Consider the following 25,365-nt stretch of genomic DNA (forward strand, 5'->3'; position numbering starts at 1 on the left):
CTAATGCGCCGATGCCGGGGACCCGGTGGCGGGGCGACCGCCTGATCTCAACCATTCCCATGACGGGAAAAGGCAAATCGGGGCACACAATGCAAAAGGTAGCACGAAACTTCTTCACGCTGGCCGTCGTCTACGCACTGGTCGGGATGGCGCTCGGCCTACAGATGGCGATCAGCAAAGATCATGCGCAGATGCCAACCCACGCCCACATCATGGTGGCCGGATGGCTGATGTCGGCGGTGTTCGCCTTCTTCTACCATCTGTTTCCGGCAGTCGCGGAAAAGACGCTTGCCACCGTCCATTTCTGGTTGACGGCAATCAGTGGCACCGGCCTGTTGATCGGCCTTTACATTATGCTTGCCGGCAACCCGGTGATCGAGCCGCTGGTGGCAACATCCTCGATGGCTTTTTACGCGGGGCTGCTGCTGTTCGCCTATATCGCGCTGCCGGTGGTGTGGAAAGCCGAGCGGCATCCTGAGACGCAAAAGGCCTGAGTCCAAAGGTTTGGGCCCGAAAAGGCCTGGAGTTATTGTGCTGTTACGGCACAGGCGGGCGAGGCTTGATCAAAAAATATCCACGACGTTAAGGCTTCATTAAGCTTTACGGGCGTTTACTATGCGCATCCAGTGATCTGGATTCTTACCGAGTGGTTGGAGCCACTTTGTTTGACGCCTCCCTGTTAAACTCCTGAGAGCCGCCTTATCCGCGGCTCTTTTTTTTCGCGCTCCGGATTGCCGGTCGCCCGCCGTTAACCGTTTGTTAAACATGTGCTTGCCTTCGCCGGCGGCGAAGCGCATTTTCAAGCCTCGGTCATATAGGGTGCAGGCGTGACGGCGATGACGCCGATTCGGCCGGCTGTAAGGCAAGTGCAGGGCGTATCGATGAACGATCCTTCGAAGGGAAGCGCGAAAACCATCAAGCTGGCGGAGCGCCGGGTTTTCTCCCAATCCTTCAAGCCGCTCTACCAGGAAGGCATGGGCCTGGTCGAGCAGGCGGCCGAATATCTGGACGGCAAGGGCCGGGCCGAGGCGAAGAAACTGTCCAGGCTGGCGGCGACGCTCTATGCGGCCGAGTCGATGCGACTGACCACGAGGCTGATGCAGGTCGCCTCCTGGCTGCTTCTGCAGCGCGCGGCGAATTCCGGCGAGATGACTCGCGATCAGGTTGCTTCCGAAAAATCCAAGGTGCGTCTCGACACCGCTTCCGCCAACAACGATGCCGCAGGCTGGGCCGAACTGCCCAAGGATTTTCTTGACCTCATCGACCGCTCGCTGCGCCTGCAGGCGCTGGTGCGTCGCATGGACGAGGAAATTTACGGCGCCGTGGCCGAGGTCGCGCCATCCGGCCGCCGCGTCAATCCGGTTTCCGATCAGATCACGCTGCTGAACACGGCTTTCGCCCGCGGCTGACAGGCCGCTCGATATTCTCGGCTAAACGCCAGAAGCGTCCTTTCGCGGGCCAATCCGTCGCCGACTCTATGTTCCCTTCACGATCCTCGGCTTTATTGGTCGGCGGGATTGAGCCGCACTGCCAAGGGCCACGGCCAACCGCTTCTCGTCTTCGATGGCGCGATCGACTGCCTCGATTTCCTCTTGGAGCTCCTTTAGCTTGGCTCCGTAGCTGGAGCCGTCGCTGTCCCCGATCTGAAAGCCGCTTGCCCGCATTGCGTCGCGGGTATGGTGCACGTTACGGACTCCTTCGCGTCGAGTCGCGACCAGGATTTCCCTGAACTCTTCAAGACGTTCAACGTGATTGCGAGTCATTGCATTCTCCCATTTCGTCGTCATCGGCGCTGACGGCGATTCAGCACGGTGAAAACTTACGGCGCAGAAGGTTTAAGTGACTCTAAGAGATACGCTCGACAAAACATGAATGCGAAAGCTCAAATTTGACCGTCTTGCAATAAAGTGGAGCGCGGGAGGAGGAAATTGGCTTGGGACCCGACCGATCATCGATCTGAGCATTGAGGCGCGCCAAGCGCTCGGCCTGCCTGATTGAGGTGCTCACGGACCCGAATGTCCGTTCCGCTTCAGTTCTCGAAAACCACGCCATCTGTCTCGTCAGAGCGAATTCTCAACCAGCCTGTGGGACGCTGCGGAGCCTGTTTCTGGTTTGTTCACATTTCGCTGGCATCGCTGTCCGCCATGGGTAGACTTGGCGGGATGGGGGAAATGATTCGCATCATCGGTATCGATCCGGGGCTGAGGCGCACCGGTTGGGGCATCGTCGAGAGCCTCGGCAACTCGCTGCGCTTCGTCGCCTCCGGCACCGTGCGCTCCGACGACAGGTCGGCGCTGGCGACGCGCCTTTGCCAGTTGCATGACGGGCTTGCCGAGATCCTGCATGCCGCCATGCCGCATGAGGCGGCGGTCGAGCAGACCTTCGTCAACAAGGATGCGGCCGCGACGCTGAAGCTTGGCCAGGCGCGCGGCATCGCCATGCTGGTGCCGGCGCTGGCCGGCCTTGTCGTCGCCGAATATGCGCCCAACGCCGTCAAGAAGGCGGTGATCGGCGTCGGTCATGGCGACAAGAAGCAGATCCACATGATGGTCAAGGTGCTGATGCCAAAGGCGACGTTCGACACCGACGATGCCGCCGACGCGCTGGCCATTGCCATCTGCCACGCGCATCACCGGCAGAGTGTAGTCTACAGGTTGGCGGCGTTAGGCTAGAGCGACGTGCGTCCGTTTGGACGCACAAAGTACGCTCTAGCACTTTGAATCCACGCATCGTGCTTTGCTTTCCGGATCTCGATATCATGTCTCCTGAAACCGATCCATGAGGGCCCTATCCATGAGAACCTTGTACCCATGAGAGCTTTGGCATGATCGGCAAGCTGAAAGGCACGCTGGACGAGGTCGACGAGGATTTCTGCATCATCGACGTGCACGGCGTCGGCTATGTCGCCCACTGCTCGGCGCGCACGCTTGCCGCTTTGCCGGCACCCGGCGAGGCGGTGGTGCTGTTCATCGAAACCTATGTGCGCGAGGATATGCTGCGGCTCTACGGTTTCCAGTCGGTGCTGGAGCGCGAGTGGTTCCGGCTGTTGATGAGCAATGTGCAGGGCGTCGGCGCCAAGGTGGCGCTGGCCATTTTATCGACGATGGCGCCGGCCGAACTCGCCAATGCCATCGCGCTGCGTGATATTGCCATGGTCAGCCGCGCGCCCGGCGTCGGCAAGAAGGTGGCCGAGCGCATCGTCACCGAACTGAAGAACAAGGCGCCGGCGTTTGCGGGCACTGCGTCCGGCACCATCGGCCTGAAGCAGGAGCTTGGCGAAGGCGTCGCGCCGGCGCCGATCACCGACGCCGTCTCGGCGCTGGTCAATCTCGGCTATTCGCGCGATACCGCCGCCAATGCGGTGGCGGCGGCGCTGAAAAGCGCCGGCGAGGACGCGGATGCGCCGAAGCTGATCCGCTTCGGGCTGAAGGAACTGGCGCGGTGAGACATTGCCCGAGAAATAAATTCCGACTAGGAACAAGAGCATGGGTGGATATGCCGGTTTGACCTCCAGGGGGCAGCTTACGACTCCAAAGAAAGTCCGGGACGCCTTGTCGCTCAAGGCAGGCGATACGGTTGCGTGGACGGTCACGGACGGTCTTCTGATAGGAACGCCGCGCAATCCTAGATTTTCCGACCTTGCCGGATTTCTGGGCAATCCGCCCGGCGGGCCTGCCACGCTGGAGGAAATCGACGCCGCGGTGTGGGATGTCGTTGGTCGCCACGTCGCCGGTGATCGCGATGGAAGTGGGCGCGCCTGATGAGCCTTTCGCCACGCCTCATTGCTCCCGACAAGCGCGGCGAAGATGCCGAGCAGACCTTGCGGCCGCAGACGCTCGGCGATTTTGTCGGCCAGGCGGCGGTGCGGGCCAATCTCAAAGTATTCATCGAGGCCGCCAAGGGCCGCAGCGAGGCGCTCGACCATGTGCTGTTCGTCGGGCCGCCCGGCCTCGGCAAGACGACGCTGGCGCAGATCATGGCGCGCGAGCTTGGCGTCAATTTCCGCTCGACCTCGGGTCCGGTCATCGCCAAGGCCGGCGATCTCGCAGCACTGCTCACCAATCTCGAAGACCGCGACGTGCTGTTCATCGACGAGATCCACCGGCTCAACCCGGCGGTCGAGGAAATCCTCTATCCGGCGATGGAGGATTTCCAGCTCGACCTGATCATCGGCGAAGGGCCGGCGGCGCGCTCGGTCAAGATCGATCTTGCCCGCTTCACCCTGGTCGCCGCGACCACCCGGCTTGGCCTTTTGACCAATCCGCTGCGCGATCGCTTCGGCATTCCGGTCCGCCTCAATTTCTACTCGGTCGAGGAACTGGAGCAGATCGTGCGCCGCGGCGCCCGCATTCTTGCCATGCCGCTCGGCGACGATGGCGCGCTGGAGATCGCTCGGCGCGCGCGCGGCACGCCGCGCATCGCCGGCCGGCTGTTGCGCCGCGTGCGCGATTTTGCCTCCGTCGCCGGCGACGGACACGTCGACCGCCAGATCGCCGACGAGGCGCTGACGCGGCTCGAGGTCGATGCGCTCGGCCTCGACGCGCTCGACCGCCGCTATCTCTCGATGATCGCGCGGAATTTTGGCGGCGGGCCGGTCGGCATCGAGACCATCGCGGCAGGGCTTTCCGAGCCGCGCGACGCCATCGAGGACATCATCGAGCCCTATCTGATCCAGCAGGGTTTTATTCAGCGCACGCCGCGCGGCCGCGTGCTGACCGCCAATGCCTGGCGGCATCTCGGCCTCGATGCGCCGAAGGACCTGGCTCAGCAGCAGATCAGCCTGTTCCAGGAAGAGTAGGCCGCGCGGCCTTGCGGCTCCATCCTGCGCAAAATCTCCTAATCCTGGTCAGCTTGCCGGCGCATTTGCCGGCTCTAACGCTTCGCTGTGGGGACCGTCGGTTCCACAAAAGATGGGGTTGAGCAATGATCACCAGACGCGGCTTCCTGCGCCTCATCGGCGGTTCCTTCTTATCCGCCGTATCGCTCAGCGCTTATGCGGTTGGCCTCGAGCCGATGCTGCTGACGCATGTAAAGCGCTATTCACTGACCCCGCCAAACTGGCCTGCCGGATTGCGGCTTCGCGTCGTCGCTCTCGCCGATATCCATGCCTGTCGGCCATGGATGACGCCGGAGCGGATCAGGTCGCTTGCCGAACGGGCGAACAGCCTGCAGCCGGATCTGATTGTCCTGCTTGGCGACTATGCAGCCGGCACACGCCTGGTTACGGACTGGGTGGATGCCTCCGAATGGGCGCCGGCCTTGTCCGGCCTGAGGGCGCCGCTCGGGGTGTGGTCAATCCTTGGCAATCACGACTGGTGGGAGGACCTTTCCGCGCAGAAGGCCGGGTTGGGGCCGACGGTGGCGCGCCGGGCGCTCGAGAGCGCCGGCATACCGGTCCTGGAAAACGATGCCGTCCGCCTGGAAAAAGACGGGCATGGCTTCTGGGTCGCCGGACTTGCGGACCAACTTGCGCTGCGGCCGGGCAAAACCTGGGGCCGCAGCAGGTTCAAAGGACTGGACGACCTGCGCGGCACGCTGGCTAAGGTGAGCGACAAGGCTCCCGTTATCCTGCTCGCACATGAGCCGGACATTTTTCCGAAGGTCCCGCCACGGGTATCATTGACGCTTTCCGGTCATACCCATGGTGGACAGGTGCGGTTGCTCGGCTATTCTCCGGTCGTGCCATCACGCTTCGGCAACCGTTTTGCCTATGGCCATGTCGTGGAGGAGAACCGCAACCTGATCGTCTCCGGAGGTCTCGGCTTCAGCATCCTGCCGGTGCGTTTCGGGATGCGACCAGAGATTGTTTCGATCGAATTGGGTTCGGCGCTTCAATGAAGTGACCTGATCGCGTCCATCACATCCGGCTCGGCCTTGTCGCCAGCAAAAGCATCGACGATGCCGAAGGCGCCGCCATAGCTCCAGACAGACCATGAGAAGCCATGCGCTTCTGCGCGCGCGATCACGTCCCTGACATAGGCGGCACGGTATTCGGCCGGCATCACGTAGGGATTGCCGTATTCCTGGCGGATCATGCCGAATTCGCCGAGCGTGATGTTCTCCGGTTTTATCCCATTGGCTTTGGCCCAGGCCTCGACCCTGGTGAACGGCGCATCCATCGTCTCGCGCAACTTCTCATCCGTGTCCAGGCTGGCGACCTGCTCGTAGAGATAGGCAAGCAGGCCGCTCTGGCGCGCCCATGGCGCCTCGGCCTTGATCCTTGCGCGGATCCTATCGAGCACAGCCTCCAGCTGGGCGCGCGGGACGGCGCTGAGCGGATAGGGCAGGCCGGTGACGTAGGGGATGAAGTCGCCGGCCCAGGTCGCGCCCTGATGGGTCAGCAGGAACGGCTCGTAGGAATGAAAGGTCCAGATGACGTTGTCGTCGGGGATCGCCTTCGGATCGATCTTTGCCAGCGATGCCGCACTGGAATAGCAGGCGCCGGTCAGGATCAGGGTGAGCTTGGTGGCTGACGAACGCGCCGCCGCGAACAGTTTTTGCTGGCGCTCCGGCCACAGGCCGGCGCCGTCGGCGTCGCAGTCGATGACCGGTTCGTTCATCGGCTCGAAAGCGACCTGGCGCGGATCCTCGTTGGCCAGGGTCCGCGCCATATTGCGCACCGTTTCGACATAGGCGTCGAACATTTGTGGATCGTCCATCACCTCGCCCATGCCGATCTCGCGGCTGCTGCCGCTGGGGATCAGATGCATGTCGAGGATCACCTTCAGCCCGGCGCGGTTGATCATGCGCACCGAGGTCAGTACGCTGGCATAGAGCTCGTCGCGCAGCGCCAGCGTCTCGCCGGACAGGAACGGCGACGGGTCCACCGGCATGCGCAGGAAATCGAAGCCGGCGCTCTTTAGCGCCTTGAGGTCGTCATCGCCAAGGAACTTGCGCCATTCCGGATACGGCAATATCGCCTGCCGGTCGCCCCACTTGTCCTCGCCCGGCCATGTCGTCCATTGGTCGAGATTGAGGCCGCGCTTCATCGAAAAGCTCGCGGCCTGACCCGGCAGCGCCAGCGCGGCCAGCATAAGCAGCGCCGTCATCAAGGTCTTGATCATCACCGTCAACAATGCCATCGGGTTCATGCGCCAAGTCAATGTGTGTCGCCCAAAAAATTGGTAGCGGTCTTGCGACAATGACGCGCCCGGAACCTGAACCGCGTCGCGCTTCAGGTGCCCGGTCAGGCCAAAAAAGGAAAGCGCGATGGACGATCATGGTGAATCGGCGGCGCTCTGCGCCGGGCTTTCCGGGGCGCTGACCGAATTCGGCCACCGGCTGATGGCGCGGGTCTATTATGCCGACACCGATTTCTCCGGCGTCGTCTATCACGCGCGCTATCTCGAATTCTTCGAGCGCGGCCGTTCCGATTATCTCAGGCTTGCCGGCGTTCACCACACCGAGCTTGCCGAGGGCAAGCATGGCGAAAGAATAATCTGGGTGGTGCGGCGCATGGAGATCGACTTTCGCGGCTCCGCCCGCATGGACGACATCCTGACCATCGAGACGCGCACCGAGGACATTTCGGGCGCCCGCATCTTCATGGCGCAGCAGCTGAAGCGCGGCGACGAGGTGCTGGTCGAGGCGCGGGTCGAAGCGGCGATCGTCGGCGAGAACGGCCGGCCAAGGCGCTTTCCGAAGGAATGGATCGCAGCCTTCATGCCCAAGACATCAAATCGGTAAATTATCGATCCCGATGATCTGCTGACGATGCCAGGCGGCTCGCCAAGGCGCGGCAATGCGCCGCGCTGTGCGTCCTAACCCATCCTTAACCATAACGGTTCATGAAGAGAGTGGTGAAGATTGGAGGAATCCAGCGCCTTCCTTTCACCAAGATTTGCCCTGAAAAGGCCGCCAACGGTGCATTTTGGGGTTATTCCGCAAGCTTTTGCGCGACGGATTACAAGGGATGCCTATGGGCCAGCCGCCAGCCGTGCCCGGAAAATTCTTAAGGACGTAACCATGGAAAATATCGCACTCGCCGAACCGGGCGCGCATTTGTCGATTTGGGCGCTGTTCACGCAGGCCGGCTGGGTGGTCAAGCTGGTTATGATCGGGCTGCTCTGCGCCTCGATCTGGACCTGGGCGATCATCGTCGACAAGCTCGTCGCCTATGGCCGCATGCGGCTCGCGCTCAATCGCTTCGAACAGGTGTTCTGGTCGGGGCAGTCGCTGGAAGAGCTCTACCGCACGCTCGCCGACCGCAAGACATCAGGCATGGGCGCCATTTTCGTCGCCGCTATGCGCGAATGGAAGAAGAGCTTCGAGAAGGGGGCGAAATCGCCGCTTGGCCTGCAGACCCGCATCGACAAGGCGATGGACCTGGCGCTGACCCGCGAAATGGAAAAACTGGAAGGACGGCTTGGCTTTCTCGCCACCACCGGCTCGGCAGCGCCGTTCATTGGCCTGTTCGGCACCGTGATCGGCATCATGACCTCGTTCCAGGCGATCGCCGCATCCAAGAATACCAGCCTGTCGGTGGTCGCGCCCGGCATTGCCGAGGCGCTGCTGGCCACGGCAATAGGCCTGCTCGCGGCTATCCCCGCCGTCATCGCCTACAACAAGCTGTCGTCGGACGCGAGCAAGATCGCCGTGCGCATGGAAGGGTTCGCGGACGAGTTCTCCGCCATACTCTCGCGCCAAATCGATGAAAAAGTCGCTCAGAAGACCTGAGGAACAATCATGGGAATGTCTGTAGGCGCGGGTGGCGGAGGACGCGGTGGTCGCGGCCACAGGCGGCGCGGCCGCCATCACGCCATGATATCGGAAATCAACGTCACGCCGATGGTCGACGTGATGCTGGTGCTGTTGATCATCTTCATGGTCGCCGCACCCTTGCTGACGGTCGGCGTGCCGGTCGACCTGCCGGAGACGAAGGCCAAGGCGATGAACGCCGATACCCAGCCGATCACGATTACAATCGACGGTACGGGCAAGATTTTCCTGCAGGAGACCGAAATTCCGCAGGAAGAACTGGTCGCCAAGCTGCAGGCGATTTCCAAGACCGGCTACGAAGAGCGCCTCTTCATCCGCGGCGACAAGACGACCAACTATGGCGCCGCGATGGAAGTGATGGGTCTCATCCAGGACGCCGGCTACAAGAACATCGCGCTGCTTTCACTGCCGAAACAGGATCAGTAGACGCTAGATGAGAACCGGCCTCACCACATCGGTGATCTTGCATGCGGTCGCGATCGGCTTCGGCCTGTTCACGCTATCTGCGCCGGCGGCGTTGCCGGCGTCCGATGCCGAGTCGCTGGCGGTCGAAATCGTGCCGATGGAGGCGATAGCGCAGATACAGAAAGGCGACAAGAAAGCTGCGGTGAGCGAAAAGCCGGCGCCACTCCCGACCCAGCGCCCGGACATCGTGGCCGACGCGAGGACGGTCGGTGACAACAGCGTCGATACCGACAAGCCGCCGACGCCGGATCCCAAGCCCCAGCCAGTCGATAAGGCTGAGGCGCCGCCGCCCGCGCCGACGCCGAAGGAAAAGCCGAAGCCCGAGGACGTGCCGAAACCGAAGGAGCAGCCCAAGCCCGTCCCGGCGACGGAGGTCGCACCAGTGCCGCAGCCGAAGGAAGAGGTCAAGCCCGAGCCGGTCAAGCAGGCGGAGCCAAAACCGACGCCGGCCAAGGAACCGGCGCCGACGCCGCCGCAGGACAAGACCGCCGCCATCGACTCGAAGCCTGAGGTCAAGCCGGACGCCGTCGCCGAAGCGATTGCCAAGGAACCGCCAACCGAGGAGACGCAGCTTCCGGACTCGGCACCCGCCCCGCAGGCGCGGCCGAAGCCGCAGCCGGCCCAGGCCGAAAGCGCCAAGGCACCCGAGCGCAAGGACGCCGACAAGCCGGTCAAGGAAGCCTCGTCCAGGCCGAAATCGGAAGACAAGCAGTTCAACGCCGACGAGATTTCGGCGCTGCTCGACAAGCGCAAGCCGTCCGGCGGCGGCGCCAAGCGCTCGACCCAGCAAGCATCGCTCGGCGGGGACAAAAACCAGGGTCAGAAGCTCTCGAAGTCTGAGATGGGGGCGTTGGAGGCCCAGCTTAGTAATTGCTGGACCCTGCCGGTAGGGCTCGAGGGCTCGGAGAATTTCGTCGCTGTGATCCAGTTCAACCTGGACGCTTCCGGCAAGCTGGATGGCCGGCCTACTGTCGAAAAATCGAGCGGCAACCGCCCGTTCGACGAAAGTGCCGTGCGCGCGGTTCAGAAATGCGATGTGGCCGGCCTGCAGGTTCCCGCGGGCAAGCAAGACATCTGGGCCGACGTCCGGGTCACGTTCGATCCGAGGGAGATGCTGGGTCTATAGGCCCGGCGCCTCGAAGATCCGTAGAATCATTGAAGAGAAGCGAGAAGACATGAAATCCATCCTCAAGCCGCTCCTGATGATCGTATCGATGGCGCTGGGCATGACTGCCGCCGCCACCTTGCCGGCGCGGGCGCTCGTTGAGCTCAACGTCAACAAAGGCAATGTCGAGCCGCTGCCGATCGCCATCACCGATTTCCAGGGCGGCGATGCGTTGGGCGCGGAGATTTCCGGCATCGTCAGCGCCGACCTGAAACGCTCCGGCCTGTTCGCGCCGATCGAAAAGAGCGCCTTCATCGAAAAGATCTCCAACCCCGATGCCACGCCTCGCTTCGAGGATTGGAAGGTGATCAACGCCCAGGCGCTGGTCACCGGCAGCGTCAGCAAGGAGGCCGATGGCCGCGTCCGCGCCCAGTACCGGTTGTGGGACACCTTTGCCGGCCAGCAGATGTCGGGCGAGCAGTTCTTCGCCAACGACGCCAACACCAGGCGTGTCGCCCACATCATCGCCGATGCCATCTATGAGCGGCTGACCGGCGAAAAAGGCTATTTCGACACGCGCGTCGTCTTCATCGACGAATCGGGCGCAAAGAACGCGCGCAAGAAGCGCCTCGCCATCATGGACCAGGACGGCGCCAATATCCGCTACCTGTCGGACGGCAGGTCGATCGTGCTGACCCCGCGTTTCTCGCCAAGCCGGCAGGAAATCACCTACATGTCCTATGAAAGCGGCCAGCCGAAGGTCTATCTGCTGCAGATCGAGACCGGGCAGCGCGAACTGGTCGGCGACTTTCCCGGCATGACCTTTGCGCCGCGCTTCTCGCCCGACGGCCAGAAGGTGATCATGAGCCTGCTGCGCGACGACGGCAATTCCAACATCTTCGCCATGGATCTGAGAAGCCGCTCGACGACGAGGCTCACCAATTCGACGGCCATCGACACCTCGCCGTCCTATTCGCCGGATGGCAGCAAGGTGGTGTTCACCTCCGACCGCGGCGGCCGCGCGCAGATCTATGTGATGGGCGCCGACGGTTCGGGCCAGACCCGCATCTCCTTCGGCGACGGCGTCTATTCGACGCCGGTATGGTCGCCGCGCGGCGATCTCATCGCCTTCACCAAGCAGACCGCCGGCGAGTTCCAGATCGGCGTCATGCGCGTCGACGGTTCGGGCGAGCGCATCCTCTCGACCGGCTTCCAGCAGGAGGGGCCGACCTGGGCGCCCAACGGCCGGGTGCTGATGTTCTTCCGCGATTCGGCCGGCGGCCCGAAACTCGTTTCGGTCGATCTCACCGGCCGCAACGAACAGTCGATCCCGACCGCGAACTTCGCTTCGGACCCGGCCTGGTCGCCGCTGCTGGAATAGGCTGGAAGGGGAATTGAGGAATTGAGGAACTGAAGAGATGGAGAAAAAGGGATTCCTCAACTCTTCAATTCGCTCCTTTCCACGGCCTGGTCGCGTTTCAGCCGCATTTCTGCCTACGGTCCGCGCACATTGTGGATCCCTCGGGCGGCGCTCGGCAAAACGGCTGCGGGCGGCAGCCGAAACCAAATTTTAACCGTGTTTCTTGAACGCCGGTTAACCCAAACGTGGTTACTGGACGATCAACGAAATCACTCGAATTGCGAAGGAGAGGCGGCATGGGCCGTATCGCAGCACTTACCAGAAACCCGGCGATGATCGCGCTGGTGGCGTTGCTCGCCATCGCCGGTTGCGCCTCGAAGAAGAACCTGAACAGCGCCGCCGATCTCGGTCTCAGCGGCGCTGGGGCGGCAACTCCCGGATCGGCCCAGGATTTTACCGTCAACATCGGCGACCGCATCTTCTTCGACACCGATTCGTCCTCAATCCGCGCCGACGCGCAGACGACGCTTTCGCGCCAGGCGCAATGGCTGAACCAGTACAGGCAGTATGCCATCGTCATCGAAGGCCATGCCGACGAGCGCGGCACGCGCGAATACAATCTGGCGCTCGGCGCCCGCCGCGCCGCCGCCACCCGCGATTTTCTCGTCGCCAGGGGTGTTTCCGCCCAGCGCCTGAAGACCATTTCCTACGGCAAGGAGCGTCCGGTCGCGGTTTGCGACGACATCTCCTGCTGGTCGCAGAACCGCCGCGCCGTCACCACGATCAGCGGCGCCGGTTCCTGATCGGCAATTTTCCGATCGGCAGAAATGCAACACCTACGTGCGAAAGGCGGCGGCGGCCGCCTTTTTCATGTCCGGCGTCCGGATATGGGACTTGAAACAAAATTTGGCCGAAGTCCTGCGTCCTGGTAAAAGCCGAGCGCCCGACGGTCCCACTCCGATCGGAAGGCATGCAACAGGCAATCAATTTCACGGCGAGAGGCACATGCATTTCAGATCGGTCTTGAGCGGCACGCTTGCGCTGCTGCTCGTATCAAGCGTCGCTGCCCCGGCAGTAGGCAATGAGCAAGGCACAGAAAAAAGCGGTTTTTCCTTCCGCCTGCCGACGCTAGGCATTTTCGGTGAGAAAAAGAAACCGGATCAGGTGCAATATGCACAGGATGGCACCGGCTCTACCGGGCTGCAGGAACAGCTCCGGCAAATGAACGGCAAGATCGAGGAGCTCAACTTCCAGGTGCTGCAGATGCAGGAGCAGATCCGCAAGCAGCAGGAAGACAACGAGTTCCGCTTCCAGCAGCTGGAAGGCGGCTCGCAAGGCGCGCAGCAGCCACGCGAGCAGAAGAAGTCGGACGCCACCACCGACACCGACCGCAGCGTCGCCGAGGCTCCGGCGACGCAGGCGCCGGCCGATGCAGGCACACCGCCCGCCGGCGGCCAGGAGGTCATCGTCGAGTCACCGACAGGCGAACCCGGCGCGGTGATCCCGGGCACGCCGCCGAAGACGTTCGGCACCATCACCGTCGACAAGAACGGCAATGTGGTCGAGGGCAAGGCGCCGGCGCAGAACGCCGTTCCCGGCGACCAGGCTGCCGGCGACCAGGCCGGCAAGTCCGACGATACGGTGGTCGCGGCGCTGCCCGCCACCGACGACCCGGAGGAGCTTTACCGCAATTCCTATCAGTTCATCCTGTCGGGCGACTACGGCACTGCCGAACAGGGTTTTCGCGACCACATCGCCCGCTTCCCCAAGGACGCCAAGACGGCGGACGCGCATTACTGGCTGGGTGAGTCGCTGCTCGGCCAGCAAAAATACCGCGACGCGGCCGAGACGTTCCTCGCCGCCAGCAAGGACTATCCGAAGGCCAAGAAGGCTCCCGACATGCTGCTGAAGCTCGGTGTGTCGCTGGTCGGATTGAACCAGCGCGACGTGGCCTGCGCCACTTTCAGCGAGATCGGCAAGCGCTATCCGAATGTCTCCGGCGCGCTCAAGGAACGCGTCAAGCAGGAAAGGGCGCTCGCGGCGTGTTAGTTTTTCTCTCGCATGTCGTTGCCCCTGCGCCGGGGCGACTTTTGGGCGACATGCTTTGACGCCCGAAACCGAGCCTGACCGTTCGGTTTTTTCGCAGATCGACTTTACCAGCGGCGCTGTTGCGGCCGTGTCCGGCGGCAGCGACTCGACCGCCCTTCTCCTTCTCCTCAAAGATCACCTCGACCGTACCGCGCCGGCAACGAAATTGCTGGCTGTGACCATCGATCACGGTCTGCGGCCGGGCTCGGCAGCGGAAGCGCAGGCCGTGGCCAGGCTTTGCGCCGGGCGCGGTATTGCCCACCGCATCCTGGTCTGGTCCGGACGCAAGCCTTCGACCGGCCTGCCGGCTGCCGCGCGAGAGGCACGCTACCGGCTGCTGGCCGAGGCGGCGCAGGCGGAAGCTATCGGCCTGATCCTGACCGGCCACACAGCCGACGACCAGGCCGAGACCGTGCTGATGCGGCAAGCTCGCCAGGAGGGGGAGCGAGAGCCAGGGCGAGGTCTGGCCGGTATGGCACCGGCCACCCTCTATGACTGGCGGATCTGGATCGCACGGCCGCTTCTCGGCACACGGCGTGCTGCGCTGCGCGAAGTCCTGCGGCGCGCGAATGTCGGCTGGGCAGAAGACCCGACCAATGAAGACGAGGCTTTCGAGCGGCCGCGTATCCGCGCAGCGCTTGCCGACCGCAATGGTGCGCGGGAAGACGCGTTGGCGCTGGCCGCGCTGGCTGCGGTGGAGCGCGAGCAGCTTGGCCATCGCACCGCCGCGCTGATCCGTGGCTTTGCCAGCAGGCCCGCCGCCGGCCTTGTCCGTCTCGATCCGGGCTTTGCGACGGCCGGCGACGAGGCGGCGGCCGTCTACGCGATGCGCGTCATGCTGGCGACTGTCGGTGGCGTTGCCTTTCTGCCCGACCAGGCTCGCAGCGAGGCGCTGCTCAACCGGCTGCGGCCCGAACCACTTGGCACAACCCCATTTTTGGCTGCCCCGTTTTGCGCTACTTTGTCGCGGACGGTGGTCGATGCGCGGCGTGCCGGCATCTTCCTGCGTCGCGAAACCCGCAACCTGCCGCCGGCTGCTCCTGCCGTAGACAATGCCCTCTGGGACGGCCGACGGAGGATCACATTGGGCGACAGACCGGGTGAATTTTTGATCGCGCCGCTCGGCGCGGCTGGTGCCGCAAAACAGGCGATTGCCGAAAACCGCACGCCGCCAAGCCTTGTCCGCGCAGCTCTGGCGGCCGAGCCGGTGCTGTGGCGCACAAGCGAACATCCAAGCGACAGCCCGATCTTGCCGGGAATGGCGGTATACCCGGTCGTCGCGCCCTTTGCCCGCTTCCTGCCGTCCTTCGACCTGGCGCCGGCCGGAACTGTCGCGGCGCTGATCGGCGCGCCGCGACTTCCTGCCCCGCCTTTCGGCGGCCACACTGCCGGTTGATCATGGGCGAAAGCTTAACCGCGACATGCTGTTCTGCTTGGCAATGAAGGGCGCCATCCCTATGTTAGACCCAAGTTTCCTCTCACGACGCGTGTCCGCCAGCGGACGCCAACGGGACAATTGATGAATCCGAATTATCGCAATCTCGCGCTCTGGGCGATCATAGCGGTCCTGCTCATCGCTCTCTTCAATCTGTTCCAGACGCCGCAGACGCGCGGAGCAGCGAGTGACGTCCCCTATTCGCAGTTCCTGCAGGACGTCGCGGCGGGCCGGGTCAAGACGGTGACCATCGCGGGCGCCCGCATCTCGGGCACCTATACCGACACCTCTACCGGCTTCCAGACCTATTCGCCGGGTGATCCGTCGCTGGTTTCGAGGCTGCAGGACAAGAACGTCACCATCAACGCGCGCCCCGAATCCGATGGTTCCAATTCGCTGTTCAGCTATCTCATTTCCTGGCTGCCGATGATCCTCATCCTTGGCGTCTGGATATTCTTCATGCGCCAGATGCAGTCCGGCTCCGGCCGCGCCATGGGCTTCGGCAAGTCGAAGGCCAAGCTTTTGACTGAAGCGCATGGCCGCGTCACCTTCCAGGATGTCGCCGGCGTCGACGAAGCCAAGCAAGACCTGGAAGAGATTGTCGAATTCCTGCGTGATCCGCAGAAGTTCCAGCGGCTTGGCGGCAAGATTCCGCGCGGCGTGCTGCTCGTCGGCCCTCCCGGGACCGGCAAGACGCTGCTTGCCCGTTCGGTCGCCGGTGAGGCCAACGTGCCGTTCTTCACCATTTCCGGCTCGGACTTTGTCGAGATGTTCGTGGGCGTTGGCGCCAGCCGCGTCCGCGACATGTTCGACCAGGCCAAGAAGAATGCGCCCTGCATCATCTTCATCGACGAAATCGACGCGGTCGGCCGCCATCGCGGCGCCGGCCTCGGCGGCGGCAACGACGAGCGGGAGCAGACGCTGAACCAGTTGCTGGTCGAAATGGACGGCTTCGAATCCAACGAAAGCATCATCCTGATCGCCGCCACCAACCGGCCGGACGTGCTCGATCCGGCGCTGCTCAGGCCCGGCCGTTTCGACCGCCAGGTGGTGGTGCCGAACCCCGACATCGTCGGCCGCGAGAAGATCCTGAAGGTGCATGTGCGCAACGTCCCGCTGGCCCCCAATGTCGATCTCAAGGTGATCGCACGCGGCACGCCGGGCTTTTCCGGCGCAGATCTGATGAATCTCGTCAACGAATCCGCCCTGATGGCGGCGCGGCGCAACAAGCGCCTTGTCACCATGGCCGAGTTCGAGGACGCCAAGGACAAGATCATGATGGGCGCCGAGCGCCGCTCGTCGGCGATGACCCAGGCCGAGAAGGAACTCACCGCCTATCACGAGGCCGGCCACGCCATCCTGGCGCTGAACGTGCCGTCGGCCGATCCGCTGCACAAGGCGACCATCATCCCGCGCGGCCGGGCGCTTGGCATGGTCATGCAGTTGCCGGAAGGCGACCGCTATTCGATGAGCTACAAATACATGATTTCGCGCCTCGCCATCATGATGGGTGGCCGCGTCGCCGAGGAGTTCAAGTTCGGCAAGGAGAACATCACCTCGGGCGCCTCCTCGGACATCGAGCAGGCAACCAAGCTGGCGCGCGCCATGGTCACGCGCTGGGGTTTCTCCGACAAGCTTGGCCACGTCGCCTATGGCGACAACCAGGAGGAGGTGTTCCTCGGCCATTCGGTGGCGCGCACGCAGAACGTCTCGGAAGAGACGGCGCAGATCATCGACGCCGAAGTGCGCCGGCTGATCGACGAGGCCTATTCGACGGCGAAATCCATCCTGACCAAGAAGAAGAAGGAATGGATCGCGCTGGCGCAGGGGCTTCTGGAATATGAGACGCTGTCCGGCGACGAGATCAAGCAACTGATCGCCGGCCACAAGCCGGCCCGCGATCTCGGCGACGACACGCCGCCGAGCCGTGGCTCGGCCGTGCCGAAGTCCGGCAGCCGCCGCAAGAAGGGTCCGGAGCCCGAAGGCGGCATGGAGCCTCAGCCGTCAAGCTAGGATCCGGCTGAGGAGATTGATTGCGAAAACGCCGCGGCTCGAACCGCGGCGTTTTCAGTTCAGGAGGTGCCGACAGCCGATCGCGGCCTAAAAGCCTTTCAGCCCCCCATCGCATCCGCTCCCATAACTGGAATCGGAAAATGTTGGGTTACAGTGGGCGCTGTCCTCTGTCCTGCCGACCTCTCAAAGTCTGGTTCCTCGCCCCCGCCAAGGGCGGGGGAGAGGTGGCCGCGAAGCGGCCGGAGAGGGGGCTTCGTAGGGCGCAGTCCCCCTCTCCGTCTCGGCTTCGCCGAGCCACCTCTCCCCCACTTCGTGGGGGCGAGGAACCCAAGCTGGAATGATGCCGCGATCCTTCCCCTCTGTCCTGCTAATCTCCCGTCAAAGGCGAGATTGGCAGTGGCCTCGCCAAATTGTGTGCGTCAAGTTCTGCAAAAATAGCGTGGCATTCAGCGGTGACGTTGGCGTGTCCGCCGCCGACAAAAAGGCCCGCGTCCCTTGCGGTTCGCGGGCCTTGCCATCTTCGAATGTTGATGCCGATCAGCTCTTCAGCGCGGCATTGCACAGGCTGTAGAAGCCGCCACCGTTCTGGATCCACCTGAGGCCACCGAGTGTCCCGGCCTCCTTGTTGGCGTGGTACTGGTCGCGGCAGGTGTACATGCGGGCCTTGGCCGGGGTTTCGCTGCTATACTTGGCGGAGATCGTCTTCGGCAACGTCACTCCCTGGGGAGCGATGACGGCCGGCTTTTCCGACTTGCTGGTGAGGCTTGCCTGATCGGCTGCCGGCTTGATGTCGTCGTCGAAAGCACTGGCACCGCACTGGCTCATGCGGAAGTCGTTCCACTTCATGCCGTTCAGCGTGTTGGCGGTCTTGGCCGCCCGATATTTGGCACCGCACTCCGCCCTGCTGAGGCCGTTGCCTGCATCGGCGGTTGCCGCTGCCTTGGTCGTCGCTGCGGCGGCCGCATCGAGAGCTGCAGCGCTCGTGCTGTCCGCCTTGGCTGGCACGGCGTCGGTTGCGGCGGCCACGGTGCCGCATTCTGCCTTGCGGAACTGGTTCCAGTTCTGCCCGCCAAGTGTTCCGGCGTCCTTTGCTGCGTTATACTTGGTGCTGCATTCGGCCATGGTCAGCGCATTGGAGGGCGCCGCCAGGAATAAGGTCGCGACGGCAAGACCCGTCAAAGTGGCAAGTCGATGGATGAGCATGTGTCTTCTCCCTCTGGATGTTCACGTTATGTACCAAGAAAGCAATAGCACTCAACGAAAGGTTGCGCCAGAGGCTAAATGGCGTAAAAGCTGTCGGAAAGCGCATTATTTTTACAAAATAGGTGCCGGGGCCTGTCCGCCAGGCGATTTTTCCGGGCGCATTTGCACGGAAAACTTGCATGGGGCGGACCACTCTCAGGAACTGCCTCACATGGAGGGCAGATCGGGCCGGCCAGTGCGGCGGACCTGAATGCCGGCACGGAGCAACACGAAGTGTGGGTTCCGAATTCAATGCCTATCGACTGGCACATGAAAGAATCCAGATGCGGTCTGAAGTTCCTGAACGCTGTGCTGCAACCAGGGCAGGCGAAATCACAGCACTGACGTGACACAAAACACACAAGACAACAGTTTTCTAAGGATTGGTGCCCTATAATCATGAATTGTGATGATAGGGCTCGGGCCAATTTGTGGCATGACGTGCTGGAAAAAGAACCATCGGGAAGCTGACTAGCATGGCAGGAAGTTATTTCGGAACGGACGGCATTCGCGGGCGCGCCAACAGGTTTCCAATGACGGCGGAGGTCGCCATGCGGGTCGGCATGGCCGCCGGCCTTTCGTTTCAGCGCGGTAACCATCGCCACCGCGTCGTGCTCGGCAAGGACACCAGACTTTCCGGCTACATGATCGAGAATGCGATGGTGTCGGGTCTGTGCGCCGCCGGCATGGACGTGTTCCTGCTCGGCCCGATTCCGACGCCCGCGGTTGCCATGCTGGTGCGCTCGTTGCGCGCCGACATCGGCGTGATGATCTCGGCCTCGCACAATCCCTACTACGACAACGGCATCAAGCTGTTCGGCCCCGATGGCTACAAGCTCTCCGACGAGATCGAGGAGCGCATCGAGGGGATGCTCGACAAGGATATCGACCTGGCGCTCGCCGATTCGGACGGGCTCGGCCGCGCCAAGCGCGTCGACGGCGTCCATGACCGCTACATCGAATTTGCCAAGCGCACGCTGCCACGCTCGATGTCGCTGTCGGGCCTGCGCATCGTCGTCGATTGCGCCAATGGCGCCGCCTACAAGGTGGCGCCCGAGGCGCTGTGGGAACTCGGCGCCGAGGTTGTCGCCATCAACGTCGAGCCCAACGGCTTCAACATCAACAAGGAGTGCGGCTCGACCCATCCGGCCGGACTGCAGAAGAAGGTGCACGAGGTGCGCGCCGACATCGGCATCGCGCTCGACGGCGACGCCGACCGCGTCGTCATCGTCGACGAGAACGGCGCGATCGTCGATGGCGACCAGATCATGGCGCTGATTGCCGAGTCCTGGCATCAGAGCGGACGGTTGGCCGGCGGTGGCGTCGTCTCGACGGTGATGTCCAATCTCGGCCTCGAACGCTTCCTCGGCGACATCAACCTGCAGTTGCACAGAACCAAGGTCGGCGACCGCTATGTCGTCGAGCACATGCGTGCGCACGGCCTGAACGTCGGCGGCGAACAGTCGGGCCACATCGTGCTGTCGGACTTTTCCACCACCGGCGACGGCCTCGTCTCGGCGCTCCAGGTGCTCGCCTGCATCAAACGGCAGAACCGACCGGTCAGCGAACTGTCGAAGAAGTTCGCGCCGGTGCCGCAACTGCTGAAGAACGTTCATATTTCCGGCGGCAAGCCGCTCGAGGAAGCCCTGGTCAAGGCGGCGATCGAAGATGGACGCCACCGCCTGGGCAAGGCCGGCCGCCTGGTCATCCGGCCGTCCGGCACGGAACCGCTCATCCGCGTCATGGCGGAGGGCGACGATCAGCAGCTGGTCGAGGCCGTCGTCAACGATATTGTCGGGGTCATTTCGGAAACCCGCAGCGCCGCCTGATCCCAAGCTTTTGCCAGGTTGAAAAGCCCGCCTCCGGCGGGCTTTTTTTGCGTATTCGCACGCCAAGTCATTGGTGGAAAACGCGAAAATCATGAAAGATTTTAGTGATTCATGGTTAAGCGATAGGGTTAAACGCCTTTTAACGTTTCCAATTCATTATCCACGACTGAAGCCAAACAGATTCGGACGCGTTCGCTGTGCCGAGGGTTCTCAGGGGTGACAAGCATGTTCAATACAGCAAGAATGGCCGTCTTTGCCGCGCTGCTCGCCGGCGTGGCCGGACCAGTGTTCGCCGCCGACTTCGTCGAGCCGCCCGTGGTCGAGCCGGCCCCGCCGCCGGCCGTCTATGAGCAGCCGGTCGAATATGGCGGCTGGTACATTCGCGGCGACATCGACTATCACTGGTCGAAGTTTCGAGGCGGCGACTACATCACCTACGGGGCGGATCCAGGCACCGGCCGCTTTGACAGCGGCGAGCTGGACGGCGCCTTCTCGGCCGGCGCCGGCGTCGGTTACCAGATCAACCGGCACTTCCGCACCGACCTGACCGCGGACTGGATGAGCAAATCCGATTTCCGCGGCTCGACGACCGGCATCTGCCTCGATGGAGATCCCTGTACTTCGACCGACAGGTCGTCTTATACGGCGCTGCTGCTGCTCGCCAACGCCTATGTCGATATCGGCACCTGGCACGGCATCACGCCCTATGTCGGCGCCGGCATCGGCGGCGCCTGGGTCAAGTGGGATGAGCTGCACAACACCATTGAAGACGGCGAATTCTTCCACAATGGCGGCAAGGGCTGGCGCTTTGCCTATGCGGCGATGGCGGGCGCCTCCTACTGCCTGACCGATCGCGTCAAGCTCGATCTCGGCTACCGCTTCAGCCATATCGAGGGCGGCAAGATGTTCGACTTCGCCAGCAATGTCGGTCCCGGTCGTGACAAGGGCATCAATGTGCACGAAGTGCGCGGCGGTCTGCGCTACCAGTTCGGCAACTCGGACTGCGTCCAGCCGGAGCCGATCGCCTACGAACCCGAACCGGTTTACACCAAGTAATCGCTTCGAGAGCAGGGTTTGCGGACCGCCCGGCAAAAGCCGGGCGGTTTTTTTCGTGGTGGCGGCGACGCGCATCAAATCATTTCGCTAACGCCCTGTTATCCTTAACCGCCACTTAACCACTATGGTTAACAATGCCCTGAAACGGCGCTCGCGATCGCGAACGGCGCCAGCTTCGGGAGCCGGGGATCATGACAGTCAAATCGCGCATAGCACTGGCGCTTGCAGCAATCGCCCTGACGCCGTTGTCGCAGGCACTTGGCGCCGACTACGATCCGCCGATCTATGTCGACCAGGCGCCGGACTATGTGCCGGTCGAAGTCGGTTCGGGATGGTATCTGCGCGGCGATGTCTCCTATCTGGTGCACAAGAGCTTCGACAATGAGGACTTCGCCTTCGCGCCAGCGAACTTCGACGAAGAAGAGAATCACATTTTCGCCAGCATCGGCTTCGGCTACCATTTTAACGATTATCTGCGCGCCGATCTCAATCTCGGCTATCTGCCCGGCAACGAGATCAGCGTCAGCTATGACAACGGAACGACCGTGGCATCGGCGGACCTGGAGAACTACGCGTTCTCGGGCATGCTCAACGGCTATGTCGATCTTGGCAGCTATGTCGGGATCACACCCTATCTCGGCGCCGGTATCGGTATTGTCCAGACCAGGCGGCGCCTCTCGGCGGACTACTTCACAGACAACGCCAACCCCGCCGACGATTTCGTCCGCGATGACAACGAGACCCATTACTCTTTAGCCTATACGCTGAACGCCGGCCTTGCCTACCAGGTGTCCAAGAACCTTTCAGTCGATCTGGGCTATCAATATTTTTCCGCACCCGACGCCGAATATACCACCGCACAGGATTTGGATTCCTATCCGATCGACAAAGGGATCAGCAATCATCAGGTCAAGGTCGGGCTGCGCTACGATCTCTGGTAGGCACCGCGAAAGCCACGGGAATGCCAGTGGCGGACTTCGGTCCGCCGTTCTGTTTTGGTGGCGGATGCAACCAGTATCCCGTCAGCGACAAAAACTTTCCTCTTGACGCCGGGAGCCTGAACGCATATCGCCGTCCGTGGGCCACCCCTCCCCAACGAGGGGCCACTATCTGGAAGGATAGACCACGATGACGATCCATACGAAGCCCGGACTGCGCCCGGCAAATCCCAATTTTTCCTCAGGTCCCTGTGCAAAACGCCCCGGCTGGTCGGTCGAGGCGCTGAGCAATGCCGCGCTCGGACGTTCGCACCGCGCCAAGATCGGCAAGACCAGGCTCGAACAGGCAATCGAGCTGACGCGGGAAATTCTCCAAATTCCGGCAGATTATCGCATCGGTATCGTGCCGGCGTCGGACACCGGCGCGGTCGAGATGGCGATGTGGTCGCTGCTCGGCGAACGCGGCGTCGACATGGTCGCCTGGGAGAGTTTCGGTTCCGGCTGGGTCACCGATGTGGTCAAGCAGCTGAAGCTCGCCGATGTGCGCAGGATTGAAGCCAGCTACGGCGCGCTGCCGGATCTTACAAAAATCGACTTCGACCGCGACGTGGTCTTCACCTGGAACGGCACGACGTCAGGCGTGCGCGTGCCGAACGGCGATTTCATCCCGGCCGCCCGCAAGGGCCTGACAATCTGCGACGCGACCTCGGCGGCCTTTGCGCAAAGGCTCGATTTCGGGAAGCTCGATGTCGTCACCTTCTCCTGGCAGAAAGTGCTGGGCGGCGAAGGTGCGCATGGCATGCTGATCCTCAGCCCGCGCGCCGTTGAGCGGCTGGAAAACTACAAGCCGGCCTGGCCGCTGCCGAAAATTTTTCGCCTCACCTCGGGCGGCAAGCTCATCGAAGGCATTTTTAAGGGCGAAACCATCAACACGCCGTCGATGCTGTGCGTCGAGGATTATATCGACGCGCTGCTTTGGGCGAAGTCGATCGGCGGCCTCGACGCATTGATTGCCCGCGCCGACGCCAATGCCTCAACTATCGATGGTTTCGTCGATAAATCCGCGTGGCTGGGCCATCTGGCCACCGACCCGGCGACGCGGTCGAACACGTCCGTCTGTCTTTCCTTCACCGACCCGGACGTCGCCGCGCTCGATGCCGACGGACAGGCGGCGTTCGCCAAGGGCATCGTCTCGGCGCTCGACAAGGAAGGCGTCGCCTACGATATCGGCGCCTATCGCGATGCGCCGCCGGGCCTGCGCATCTGGTGCGGCGCGACGGTCGAGACTTCCGACCTCAAAGCGCTGCTGCCGTGGCTCGACTGGGCCTTTGCCGCACAAAAGGCGTCGCTCAAGGCGGCCGCTTGAGTTTCCGATGGCGGCCCTCGGGCCGCCCATTCCCAAACGGATCAAATCTCATTTGAAGGAGGCCGCCATGGCGCCCCGCGTTCTCGTCTCAGACAAACTCTCCACCACCGCCGTGCAGATTTTCAAGGATCGCGGCGTCGAGGTCGACTACCTGCCCGATCTCGGCAAGGACAAGGAAAAGCTGCTCGAAGTGATCGGCCAGTATGACGGCCTTGCCATCCGTTCGGCGACCAAAGTGACCGAAAAGCTGATCAACGCCGCCACCAGGCTCAAGGTGGTCGGACGTGCCGGCATCGGCGTCGACAATGTCGACATCCCGGCGGCGAGCCGCAAAGGCATCATCGTGATGAACACGCCCTTCGGCAATTCGATCACCACCGCCGAGCATGCCGTCGCCATGATCTTCGCGCTGGCCCGCCAGATACCGGAGGCCAATGCCTCGACCCATGCCGGCAAGTGGGAAAAGAACCGCTTCATGGGCACTGAGATCACCGGCAAGACGCTGGGCATCATCGGCTGCGGCAATATCGGCTCGATCGTCGCGACGCGCGGCGTCGGCCTGAAGATGCACGTCATCGCCTTCGATCCGTTCCTGTCGGACAGCCGCGCCGAGGAGCTGGGCGTCGAGAAGGTGGAACTCGACGAGCTGTTCGCCCGCGCCGATTTCATCACCCTGCACACGCCACTGACTGACAAGACACGCAACATCATCGACGCCACGGCAATCGCCAAAATGAAGACCGGCGTGCGCATCATCAACTGCGCCCGTGGCGGGCTGATCGTCGAGGCCGACCTGATCGCGGCGCTGAAAAGCGGCAAGGTGGCAGGCGCCGGCATCGACGTGTTCGAGGTCGAGCCGGCGGAGAGAAGCGAGCTGTTCGGTATGGAGAATGTGGTGGCGACGCCGCATCTCGGCGCGTCGACGATGGAGGCGCAGGAGAATGTCGCCCTGCAGGTCGCTGAGCAGATGGCCGATTATCTGATCAAGGGCGCCGTTTCCAACGCCATCAACATGCCGTCGATCACCGCCGAGGAAGCGCCGCGCTTAAAACCTTTCGTCAAGCTGGCCGAAGTGCTCGGCGCTTTTGTCGGCCAGGTCACCGAGGATCCGATCAAGGAGGTCGAGATCCTGTTCGACGGCTCGACCGCGACGATGAACACGCGCGCGCTGATCAGCGCCACGCTTGCCGGGCTGATCCGGCCGCAGGTCTCCGACGTCAACATGGTGTCGGCACCGATCATGGTTAAGGAGCGCGGCATCATCGTCGCCGAGGTCAAGCGCGACAAATCGGGCGTGTTCGACGGCTATATCAAGCTGACGGTCAAGACCGAGCACAAGACGCGTTCGATCGCCGGCACCTGCTTCTCGGACGGCAAGCCGCGCTTCATCCAGATCAAGGGCATCAACCTCGACGCCGAGGTCGGCCAGCACATGCTGTACACGACGAATGCCGACGCGCCCGGCATCATCGGCCTGCTCGGCACGGTCTGCGGCGAGAACGGCGTCAACATCGCCAACTTCCAACTCGGCCGCAACCGGCCTGGCGGCGATGCCATCGCGCTGCTCTATCTCGATGCGCCATTTCCGGAGAAGGTGCTGGAACAGGTGCGGGCGCACAAGTCGATCGACTCCGCCAAGCGGCTGCATTTTGACGTCGGCGTCGCCTGAATCATGCGCGAACGCCCCGCTGGCTTTGTAAGGCTACGGGGCGTTTCGACAATGTCGTTATCGAGAGAGTTGTTTCACGGC

Annotated in this window: 24 protein-coding genes; 21 read left to right on the forward strand and 3 right to left on the reverse strand. The window is 62.7% G+C overall.

The annotated features are described in order from the left end of the window. Positions 1–89 precede the first annotated feature (89 nt). Positions 90–494 carry a hypothetical protein gene (locus JG739_RS05320; RefSeq protein WP_202365572.1) on the forward strand — a complete coding sequence of 135 codons (405 nt, stop codon included), beginning with the start codon at positions 90–92 and terminating at the stop codon, positions 492–494. 387 nt (positions 495–881) lie between these two features. Continuing rightward, positions 882–1,409, forward strand: a complete 528-nt coding sequence (gene rcdA / locus JG739_RS05325) for a protease adaptor protein RcdA (protein ID WP_202365573.1) — start codon at positions 882–884, stop codon at positions 1,407–1,409. A gap of 66 nt (positions 1,410–1,475) precedes the next feature. Here rcdA and JG739_RS05330 read toward each other — a convergent pair whose 3' ends face one another. Beyond that, positions 1,476–1,763, reverse strand: a complete 288-nt coding sequence (locus JG739_RS05330) for a hypothetical protein (protein WP_202365574.1) — start codon at positions 1,761–1,763, stop codon at positions 1,476–1,478. 399 nt (positions 1,764–2,162) lie between these two features. Here JG739_RS05330 and ruvC point away from each other — a divergent pair, with 399 nt between their 5' ends. The 5 genes from ruvC (at position 2,163) to JG739_RS05355 (ending at position 5,838) form a co-directional block, all read left to right on the forward strand. Then, on the forward strand, positions 2,163–2,672 hold the full coding sequence (gene ruvC / locus JG739_RS05335) for a crossover junction endodeoxyribonuclease RuvC (protein WP_202365575.1): 510 nt from the start codon (positions 2,163–2,165) through the stop codon (positions 2,670–2,672). A 152-nt stretch (positions 2,673–2,824) separates the two neighbouring features. Then, a complete protein-coding gene (gene ruvA, locus JG739_RS05340) occupies positions 2,825–3,445 on the forward strand; it encodes a Holliday junction branch migration protein RuvA (protein ID WP_202365576.1) in 621 nt (206 codons plus the stop codon). A 40-nt stretch (positions 3,446–3,485) separates the two neighbouring features. Continuing rightward, entirely contained in the window at positions 3,486–3,761 is a 276-nt protein-coding gene (locus JG739_RS05345) for an AbrB/MazE/SpoVT family DNA-binding domain-containing protein (protein ID WP_202365577.1), read from the forward strand. After that, entirely contained in the window at positions 3,761–4,798 is a 1,038-nt protein-coding gene (gene ruvB, locus JG739_RS05350; RefSeq protein WP_027152903.1) for a Holliday junction branch migration DNA helicase RuvB, read from the forward strand. The genes JG739_RS05345 and ruvB overlap by 1 nt, the downstream gene beginning before the upstream one ends. A gap of 125 nt (positions 4,799–4,923) precedes the next feature. After that, positions 4,924–5,838 carry a metallophosphoesterase gene (locus JG739_RS05355; protein ID WP_202365578.1) on the forward strand — a complete coding sequence of 305 codons (915 nt, stop codon included), beginning with the start codon at positions 4,924–4,926 and terminating at the stop codon, positions 5,836–5,838. Here the strand turns inward: JG739_RS05355 and JG739_RS05360 are convergent. Further along, on the reverse strand, positions 5,832–7,082 hold the full coding sequence (locus JG739_RS05360; RefSeq protein WP_202367349.1) for a glycoside hydrolase family 5 protein: 1,251 nt from the start codon (positions 7,080–7,082) through the stop codon (positions 5,832–5,834). The two genes, JG739_RS05355 and JG739_RS05360, sit on opposite strands and share 7 nt — an antisense overlap. Positions 7,083–7,209: 127 nt before the next feature. On the opposite strand from JG739_RS05360, the gene ybgC reads away from it, so the two are divergent. From ybgC to ftsH, 9 genes are all read left to right on the forward strand, one after another. Then, positions 7,210–7,686, forward strand: coding sequence for a tol-pal system-associated acyl-CoA thioesterase (gene ybgC / locus JG739_RS05365; protein ID WP_202365579.1), 477 nt, complete (start codon positions 7,210–7,212; stop codon positions 7,684–7,686). Between the two features lie 279 nt (positions 7,687–7,965). Further along, the gene (tolQ, locus tag JG739_RS05370; protein WP_023799988.1) at positions 7,966–8,676 is read left to right on the forward strand and encodes a protein TolQ; all 711 of its coding nucleotides are present in this window, start codon (positions 7,966–7,968) and stop codon (positions 8,674–8,676) included. Positions 8,677–8,685: 9 nt separating this feature from the next. Then, positions 8,686–9,144 (forward strand): protein TolR, encoded by a 459-nt coding sequence (tolR, locus tag JG739_RS05375; protein WP_202365580.1) that lies wholly within the window; start codon positions 8,686–8,688, stop codon positions 9,142–9,144. 7 nt (positions 9,145–9,151) lie between these two features. Beyond that, positions 9,152–10,309 carry a TonB family protein gene (locus tag JG739_RS05380; RefSeq protein ID WP_202365581.1) on the forward strand — a complete coding sequence of 386 codons (1,158 nt, stop codon included), beginning with the start codon at positions 9,152–9,154 and terminating at the stop codon, positions 10,307–10,309. Positions 10,310–10,385: 76 nt separating this feature from the next. After that, positions 10,386–11,669, forward strand: coding sequence for a Tol-Pal system beta propeller repeat protein TolB (gene tolB, locus JG739_RS05385; protein WP_244749926.1), 1,284 nt, complete (start codon positions 10,386–10,388; stop codon positions 11,667–11,669). A gap of 275 nt (positions 11,670–11,944) precedes the next feature. Then, entirely contained in the window at positions 11,945–12,451 is a 507-nt protein-coding gene (gene pal / locus JG739_RS05390; RefSeq protein ID WP_027152911.1) for a peptidoglycan-associated lipoprotein Pal, read from the forward strand. A gap of 202 nt (positions 12,452–12,653) precedes the next feature. Next, a complete protein-coding gene (gene ybgF / locus JG739_RS05395; RefSeq protein WP_202365583.1) occupies positions 12,654–13,697 on the forward strand; it encodes a tol-pal system protein YbgF in 1,044 nt (347 codons plus the stop codon). Positions 13,698–13,752: 55 nt separating this feature from the next. Continuing rightward, a complete protein-coding gene (tilS, locus tag JG739_RS05400; protein ID WP_244749708.1) occupies positions 13,753–15,132 on the forward strand; it encodes a tRNA lysidine(34) synthetase TilS in 1,380 nt (459 codons plus the stop codon). Positions 15,133–15,255: 123 nt separating this feature from the next. Continuing rightward, positions 15,256–17,184, forward strand: a complete 1,929-nt coding sequence (ftsH, locus tag JG739_RS05405; protein ID WP_023799979.1) for an ATP-dependent zinc metalloprotease FtsH — start codon at positions 15,256–15,258, stop codon at positions 17,182–17,184. A 537-nt stretch (positions 17,185–17,721) separates the two neighbouring features. On the opposite strand, the gene JG739_RS05410 is transcribed toward ftsH, so the two are convergent. Continuing rightward, entirely contained in the window at positions 17,722–18,387 is a 666-nt protein-coding gene (locus JG739_RS05410; protein WP_202365585.1) for a hypothetical protein, read from the reverse strand. 515 nt (positions 18,388–18,902) lie between these two features. Between JG739_RS05410 and glmM the strand changes: the two genes are divergently transcribed. From glmM to serA, 5 genes are all read left to right on the forward strand, one after another. Continuing rightward, positions 18,903–20,255 carry a phosphoglucosamine mutase gene (glmM, locus tag JG739_RS05415; protein WP_202365586.1) on the forward strand — a complete coding sequence of 451 codons (1,353 nt, stop codon included), beginning with the start codon at positions 18,903–18,905 and terminating at the stop codon, positions 20,253–20,255. A gap of 225 nt (positions 20,256–20,480) precedes the next feature. Then, positions 20,481–21,311 carry an outer membrane protein gene (locus tag JG739_RS05420; protein ID WP_202365587.1) on the forward strand — a complete coding sequence of 277 codons (831 nt, stop codon included), beginning with the start codon at positions 20,481–20,483 and terminating at the stop codon, positions 21,309–21,311. A 191-nt stretch (positions 21,312–21,502) separates the two neighbouring features. Further along, positions 21,503–22,252 carry an outer membrane protein gene (locus tag JG739_RS05425; RefSeq protein WP_202365588.1) on the forward strand — a complete coding sequence of 250 codons (750 nt, stop codon included), beginning with the start codon at positions 21,503–21,505 and terminating at the stop codon, positions 22,250–22,252. A gap of 187 nt (positions 22,253–22,439) precedes the next feature. Continuing rightward, entirely contained in the window at positions 22,440–23,615 is a 1,176-nt protein-coding gene (locus JG739_RS05430) for a phosphoserine transaminase (RefSeq protein ID WP_202365589.1), read from the forward strand. Positions 23,616–23,682: 67 nt separating this feature from the next. Continuing rightward, complete coding sequence (gene serA / locus JG739_RS05435) at positions 23,683–25,284, forward strand: phosphoglycerate dehydrogenase (RefSeq protein WP_202365590.1); 1,602 nt, start codon at positions 23,683–23,685, stop codon at positions 25,282–25,284. Positions 25,285–25,365 lie beyond the last annotated feature (81 nt).

This window comes from Mesorhizobium sp. L-2-11, from assembly GCF_016756595.1.
Classification (GTDB): domain Bacteria; phylum Pseudomonadota; class Alphaproteobacteria; order Rhizobiales; family Rhizobiaceae; genus Mesorhizobium.